6 protein-coding genes are annotated in these 7,126 nt (G+C 61.1%); 2 read left to right on the forward strand and 4 right to left on the reverse strand.

Going from position 1 to position 7,126, the window contains the following annotated elements:
* From AC1DH9_RS17420 to AC1DH9_RS17430, 3 genes are all read right to left on the reverse strand, one after another.
* The coding region (locus AC1DH9_RS17420) for a TolC family protein (protein WP_477808490.1) at positions 1 to 639 on the reverse strand (639 nt) is incomplete at its 3' end.
* A complete protein-coding gene (locus tag AC1DH9_RS17425) occupies positions 623 to 1,789 on the reverse strand; it encodes an efflux RND transporter periplasmic adaptor subunit (protein WP_477808491.1) in 1,167 nt (388 codons plus the stop codon). The genes AC1DH9_RS17425 and AC1DH9_RS17420, both read right to left, overlap by 17 nt.
* Positions 1,779 to 5,012: an efflux RND transporter permease subunit gene (locus AC1DH9_RS17430; protein ID WP_427540321.1), complete on the reverse strand. Its 3,234-nt coding sequence runs from the start codon at positions 5,010 to 5,012 to the stop codon at positions 1,779 to 1,781. Before AC1DH9_RS17430 ends, AC1DH9_RS17425 begins: the two co-directional genes overlap by 11 nt.
* 225 nt (positions 5,013 to 5,237) lie before the next feature.
* Here AC1DH9_RS17430 and AC1DH9_RS17435 point away from each other — a divergent pair, with 225 nt between their 5' ends.
* Positions 5,238 to 5,642: a PA0061/PA0062 family lipoprotein gene (locus tag AC1DH9_RS17435; protein WP_427540318.1), complete on the forward strand. Its 405-nt coding sequence runs from the start codon at positions 5,238 to 5,240 to the stop codon at positions 5,640 to 5,642.
* A 77-nt stretch (positions 5,643 to 5,719) separates the two neighbouring features.
* Positions 5,720 to 6,130, forward strand: a complete 411-nt coding sequence (locus AC1DH9_RS17440; RefSeq protein WP_427528285.1) for a PA0061/PA0062 family lipoprotein — start codon at positions 5,720 to 5,722, stop codon at positions 6,128 to 6,130.
* Positions 6,131 to 6,202: 72 nt separating this feature from the next.
* Here the strand turns inward: AC1DH9_RS17440 and AC1DH9_RS17445 are convergent.
* On the reverse strand, positions 6,203 to 7,126 hold a 924-nt coding region (locus tag AC1DH9_RS17445; protein ID WP_477808492.1), incomplete at its 5' end, for a sensor histidine kinase.

A 7,126-nucleotide genomic window follows, 5' to 3' on the forward strand; every position in this document is an offset into this window, starting at 1 on the left:
GGTCAGTTGCAGGGCCTGGCCGTAATCATCGAGGGAGCTGGTGAGGATCTTGCTCTGGGCATCGAGGCCATTGAGCTGGACATACAGCGTTGCCAGTTGATGCTGCAGGCTCAAACGAGCGGCGGCGAGGTCATCGGCAGAGGCTTGGGCCTGGGCATCGCCGGCGGCCACCTGGTTGCGAATCCGCCCCCACAGGTCGAGGTCGAAGCTCAGTGCGAAGCCTGCGGTATTGCTGTTGTACACCGACGGTTGGGTGGCCCCGCGTAAGGGTCGGTTGTCCGACTGGCGCTGGCGCAGCGGCTGYGCACTGGCGGTGACCTGGGGGAACAGCCCGGCATGCAGTTGGCCGGCGTAAGCCTGCGCCGCATCAAAGTGTGCGAGGGCTGCCGCCAGGTCCGGGTTGGCCTTGAGCAGTTGCTGTTGCAGGTTGTCCAGACGCGGGTCCTGGTATAACTGCCACCATTGCGAAGGCAGCTGTTCGGTGGGTTTGGCCATGTGCCAGGGACCGTCGCTGGTCTGTTCGCGGTATTGTGCGGGCAAGTTGATCGGCGGCGCCTTGTAGCTTGGCGCCAGCGAACAGCCCTGCAGAGTCAGCGCCATGGCCAGCACTGCGGCGAGAGGTTCAAGCCTTGGGCGCATGAGTACCTCCGGCGTCGGCCAGTTGTACGGCGTCGCCTTCACGCAACGCATCCGGTGGGTTGTCGACGACACGGTCCGCAGGCTTCAAGCCCTGGTCAATGACCAGCCGTGCACCCAGGTCCAGACCGATATGAATATCGCGCAAGTGCACACGGTTATCCGGGTCGAGCACGGCCACTTGAGTGCCTTGGGCGCGGAAGATCAGCGAGCTGGCGGGAATGCTCACGCCATGAGTGTCGGCCGGAATCTGCAGCGTGGCTTCGGCATAGTCACCGGGCAGCAACGCCCCGTCCGGGTTGTCGGCGACAAACTGTGCGAGCAAGGTCCCGGATAGGCGGTCGACGGCGGTGGAGTCACCGATCAGTCTGGCGCTGAAGTGCTGGCCGGGGTGTTCCGGCACGATCAATTGGGCTTGCATGCCGGGGCGGATCACGCTGGCGTAGTTCTGCGGCACCGGCACATACAGGCGCAGTTGATGAGTGTCAGCGATGTCGAACAGCTCCGGATCGCTGTCGCTGTCAGCCTYGATCAACTGGCCGATATCGGTGTTGCGGGCGGTGATGGTCCCGGCGAACGGAGCACGAATGGTTTTGTAGTCTTCCAGCGCCGAGAGCCGGGCGTAATCGGCGGCGGCTGCCTGGGCGTTGGCCCTGGCTGCTGCGGCATTGGAGCGTTTTTCATCAGCTTCCTGACGCGACACCGAATGCGTCGCCAGCAGGTTTTGCCAGCRGGTCGCGGTGGTTTCGGYGAGGCGTGCGTTGGCCTGCTCCTGGATCAGCCGCGCATGGGTCTGCGCGACCTGCTGATCGAGGTCCGGGCTGTCGATTTCGCCGAGGATCTGCCCGGCTTTGACCTGAGTGCCAATGTCGGTTTTCCAGTCCTTGAGGTAGCCGCTGACCCGGGCATGAATCGGTGCCTTGCTCCAGGCTTCCAGATGGGCTGGCAGACGCAGGCTATCGCCGTGAATGTTCTGTTGCGGCTGGAACACGCTGACTTGCGGTACGGCTGCGGTTTCGGTCCAGGCGGCTACGGCTTTTTCATGGCGGGTGCGGGCGGCCAGGCCGTTAGCGACCAGCAGCGCGGCCAGGGTCAGGCCTCCGATGCCCACCAGCATCAGGCGTTTGCGCGACGGTTTTTGATCAGGCGACATGAGAGCTTTCTCCAGCAAAATTTTCTTCAGCAATAGCGCGAGATTGACGTCCGTGGACCAGGCTGAACACCACCGGAACGAACAGTAGAGTGGCAGTGGTCGCGAGGATCAGGCCGCCGATGACGGCGCGGCCCAGTGGTGCGTTCTGTTCTTCGGACAGGGCCAGCGGCAGCATGCCGATGATCATCGCCAGGGCCGTCATGCACACCGGGCGAAAGCGCGTGTAGCCGCCTTCCAGCGCCGCCTTGAGGGCATCGCCATGTTCCGCCAGGCGTTCGCGACAGAAGCTGACCACCAGAATCGAGTTAGCGGTAGCCACCCCCATGCAAAGGATTGCCCCGGTCAGAGCCGGCACCGATAACGAGGTGCCACTGAGAAAGAGCATCCAGACAATCCCGGCGAGCGCTGCGGGCAGGGCGGTGATGATCACGAACGGATCGACCCAGGACTGAAAATTGACCACGATCAGCAGATAAATCAGCACCACCGCACCCAGCAAGCCGAAGCTCAGCCCACTGAAGGCTTCATGCAGGGCGTCGATTTGCCCGTGCAGRCTGATCACCGAACCCTTGGGTCGCAAGGAAGCGGTGTCGTCCAGAATTTTCTGGATGTCCTTGGCCACGCCGCCGAGGTCACGGCCCTGCACGTTGGCGTACAGGTCCAGGGTCGGCATGACGTTGTAGTGACTGACGACCGCCTCGCTCTGCCCCCGGGAAATGCTCGCCAGGCCGCCGAGGATCTGCGAGCGCCCGTCACTGCCGGTGACCGGCAACGCTTCCAGCGATGGCAGGCTGTCCAGGCGATATTGCGGGGTGGCCGCGACCACTCCATACGACACGCCGTTGGCCGGGTTTAGCCAGAAGGTCGGCGCGACCTGGGAGCTGCCGGCCAGGGACGCGACCATGCTGTTGGTCACGTCACGTTCGGTGATGCCCAGGCCATTGGCCCGCAGTCGGTCGACCTTGACTTGCAGCGACGGATAACCGGTGGACTGCTGGATTCGCAGGTCGGCAATACCGGCCACATGTTGCAGGCGTCGCTCCAGTTCCACCGCGTAGGCACGGTTGGCGTTGCTATCGGGTCCGGAGATTTTCACGTCCAGCGGTGCCGGTGCGCCGAAGTTGAGGATCTGGCTGCTGATGTCCGCTGGCAGAAAAGCGAAATGGCTGCCGGGGAAGCTTTCGGGCAAGGCCTCGCGCAGCCGCTTCACGTAGTCGGCGGTGGGGCTGTGTTCCGTTTTGAGGGTGACTTGAATGTCACCGTCCTGGGGACCGATGGTGCCGCTGTTGCTGTAGGCCATGTCGATACCGCTCAGCGGGATACCGATATTGTCGACGATCGTGTCCAGTTGCTCGGCCGGAATGATCTCGCGAATGCGTGCTTCGATCCGGTCGAAGGCCGCAGCGCTTTCTTCGATCCGCGTGCCCAGTGGCAAGCGCACGTGCAAGGACAGCGCGCCGGCGTCGGTGGCCGGGAAAAAGTCCTGGCCCAGGCTCGGTAGCAGCGCAAAGGAAGCCAGGACACAGGCCAGAAATCCCAACAGGAATCGCTTGCGGTATTCCAGAGCCAGTTGCAGCAACCCGTAGTAGGTGTCCCGCAGGTTTGAAAATCGCTGTTCGAATCCCTGCTGGAAATTCAGCAGCGCTTGCAGCAACGGATGCCGAGGCGTGTGGTGATGTTCGCCCTCATGATGATTGATGAATTCATCTTCCGGGTGATGCCCCGGACCTTGCTCGGGCACATGAGGTTTGAGCAGGAACATCGCGAGGGTTGGCACCAGTGTCCGCGAGAGGATGAACGAACTGGCCATGGCGAAGATCACCGCCAGGGCCATCGGCCGGAACAGGTATCCGGCGATGCCCTGCAGCAGGAACATCGGCACGAACACGATGCAGATACACAGCAGCGATACGAAGGCCGGACCGACAATCTGTTTCGCACCGTCGAGGATCGCGGTCTTCACCGCCTTGCCTTGTTCCAGATGCCAGTTGATGTTCTCGATGGTCACCGTGGCATCGTCCACCAGAATCCCCACCGCCAACGCCAGCCCTCCAAGGGTCATGACGTTCAGGGTCTGGCCGCTGGCGGCCAGCAGGGCGATGGCCGACAGCACCGCCAGCGGAATCGAGGCTGCGATGATCAGGGTCGAACGCCAGCTGCCGAGAAACAGCAGAATCATCGCGCTGGTCAGCAAGGCGGCGATGATGCCTTCCCGGGCTACGCTGCCCACCGACTGTTTGACGAACACCGAAGCGTCGCCCAGCAACGAGGTCTTGAGCGATGGTGGCAGGGTTTCATTGATGCGCGGCAGCATCTGGCGAATGCCGTCGATGATCGACAGGGTGGAGATGTTGCCGTTCTTCAAGGCAGGCATCAGCACGGCGCGTCGGCCGTCGACTCGCACGATATTGGTCTGTGGCGGTGAGCCGTCACGCACGTGGGCCACCTGGCCGATGGTGATCAGCGCGCCGTCGACCGTCTTGATCGGCAGGTCGTTGAGTTCGTCGATGGCTTGCGGGCTGTTGTTGAGCAACACCGTGTATTCATTGGGGCCGAGCTTGGCGGTGCCCACCGGGATGATCTGGTTTTGAGCCGCCAACGCGTTACCCACGTCCTGCGCCGAGAGCCCCTTGGCAGCCAGCGCCTGAGGGTCGAGGTCGAGGGTGATCTGGCGCTGCTTGCCGCCCATGGGGGTGGGGATCGCCAAGCCCGGGACCGAAGTCAGTGGCAGGCGGATACTGTTCTGCACCAGGTCGCGAATTTTCGCTTCCGACAGGGTCGGGCTGGAGAACGCCATCTGCAGGATTGGCACCGTGGAGGCGCTGTAGTTCAGGACCAGCGGCGGGGTAATCCCCGGGGGCATCTGTTTCAGGACTGTCTGTGACACCGCCGTAACCTGGGCATTGGCGGTACGGATATCGACGCCTGGCTGGAAGAAAATCTTGACGATGCCCATGCCCGGCAGCGATTGCGACTCGATATGTTCGATGTCGTTGACCGTGGTGCTCAGGGAGCGCTCATAGGTATAGATCACCCGTCCGGCCATATCCTGCGGGGCCAGTCCGTTGTATTGCCAGACCACTGCAATCACCGGAATGCCGATGTCGGGGAAGACATCGGTCGGTGTGCGCAGCGCAGCCATGGGCCCGATGATGCAGATGAAAATTGCCAGCACGATAAACGTGTAGGGCTTTAGCAGTGCAGTCTTTACCAGCCCGAGCATGCCGTAAACCTCCGAGGAGTTGAGTTGCAATCCTCGGCAGTCTTGCGGTTGCAAACTAACAATTTGCCTTCACCGGAATGAAGAAATTTTTACCGATTTCCTGAAAATCCTTTCACCTGGATTCATTTGTCTGCACCTGCCTGTCTCGCCACTCTGATGCTCAAGCCGATGGGCTGCTTTCAACCCTGACGACGACATCGGCTGTCATTTGCGAGGTTTTTTTCAATGACATTCAAACCCCTGTTACTGATTCCAGGTCTTGGCCTGGCCTGCCTGTTGTCCGCCTGTGCGGGGCCGGTTCCCAAGTCCGATCCGAGCGACGCCTGGATTGGTCTGCAACAACCCTCGAGCAGCAGTTTGCTGGCGGATCGGGTCGATGGCCGGCGAGTCGACGATGGTCGCTATTTCGAGGTCAAGCCTGGCGCTCATCGCCTGCAGATGACGCTGCTGACCGGGGCAGATGGCGACTCGGTCGAGCCCACTTGCATGGGGCATCTTCAATACAGCGGCTTTCAGGCAGGTGAGCATTACCAGATAAATACGTCGAGCGAGGGGCAGTCCGCCAGCGCCCGCCTGGTCGATTCCCACGGCAAGCAAGTCGCGCAAAGCGACCGCTTCAAGTGTTTGTAGACCAGCTTTCCAACGATTGGTGATTGACCTGCAGGCATGCCGGGGTCTGTGTTTTTTACATGAGAGAGAGTCATTCGATGACACTTAAACAACTGCTGCTGATTCCTGGCCTGAGCGTGGCCTGTCTGTTGTCCGCCTGTGCCGGCCCGATGCCAAAACCTGATCCGGGCATGGCCTGGATCGGGCTTCGGGATGAGGCACCCAATGACATGCTGGCGGAACGGGTGGATGGCAAACGTATCGATGACGGACGCTTTTTCGAAGTGACCCCCGGTGCTCATGATCTGGCCGTGACGCTGTTCGAGATCCCGAGTGGTGACTCGAACCAGCAGGACTGTCAAGGCGAGGTCCACTACAACCAATTCAAGGCGGGCGAACACTACACACTGGTGGAGTCGAGCCTGGGGCAGGAAGTCAGTGCACGTCTGGAGGACTCCCACGGTCAGCAAGTCGCACAGACTGGCGACTTTAGATGCATGCCGGGGTAAACACATCCAGGGGCCGTCGTGCGCGACTGAAACTGGCCAGATCGGCGCACTAAGGTTTTGCCCGAACCGGATCTAATCGGGACGACAATCCAGAATCAGCCGAGCGCCTCCATGCTCACGGGTTCCGACCTCCAGTCTGAACCCGTGCAGATCGATGATCGCGGCAACAATCGATAGTCCCAGTCCGAAGCCGCTCTGCTGGTGAGCGCTGTCGCAGCGATAGAAGCGCTGGAATACCGCCTCTCGTTCAGCGGGAGGAATTCCCGGGCCGGAGTCCAACACTTCGATCCGTGTGCTGCCTTCATGACTGACGGCCTTGAGGATGACCTCACCGCCGTGCGGTGTGAACTTGATCGAATTGCTCAGCAGGTTGGCCAGCGCTTCGAACAGCAATGCCCGGTCGCCGTCCAGGGACGGCAGCGATTGCGGTAGCTGCAACCGCAGGGTGAGTTGGCGCTCCTCGGCAAGCGGCAAATAGAAGTCATGAACCTCCTTCAACAACGTCATTGGATCGAACTGGATGAACGCGGAGCGACGCTGATGATCTTCCAGTTCAGAGATGCGCAGCAGGCCGCGAAAGCGCGCCATCAACGTATCGGCTTCGGCAATGACCTTGTTCATTTGCAAGGCCTGCGGCGAACCTTCACTGGCCTGTTGTTGAATGCGGTAGAGCTGCGTCCGTATATGGGTGAGGGGGGTGCGCAAGTCATGGGCAATGTTGTCGCATGTACCTTTGACTTCATTCAGCAACCGCTCGATGCGATCAAGCATGGCGTTGGCGATAGCCGCGAGCATATCCAGTTCGTCGCGTCGATCCGACAGCGGCAGGCGTTGGGTCAGTTTGCCGGCGACAATGGATTGCGCACTGGCCTGAATCGCTCGAATCCGGTGCAGTGGGCGGCGGCGCAACAATTGCCAGGCAGCGATGCCGGGAATGATGGTCAGGGAAATACCCCAGAGCAGCGCATGCCAAATGATCAGGGTGACTGCGAGTAA

It is taken from the genome of Pseudomonas sp. 05T35 (assembly GCF_056396605.1).

Bases quoted from the DNA above. Each gene is read 5' to 3' on its own strand.
- AC1DH9_RS17435 (WP_427540318.1), top strand. From the start codon at position 5,238: ATGACATTCAAACCCCTGTTACTGATTCCAGGTCTTGGCCTGGCCTGC.
- AC1DH9_RS17440 (WP_427528285.1), top strand. From the start codon at position 5,720: ATGACACTTAAACAACTGCTGCTGATTCCTGGCCTGAGCGTGGCCTGT.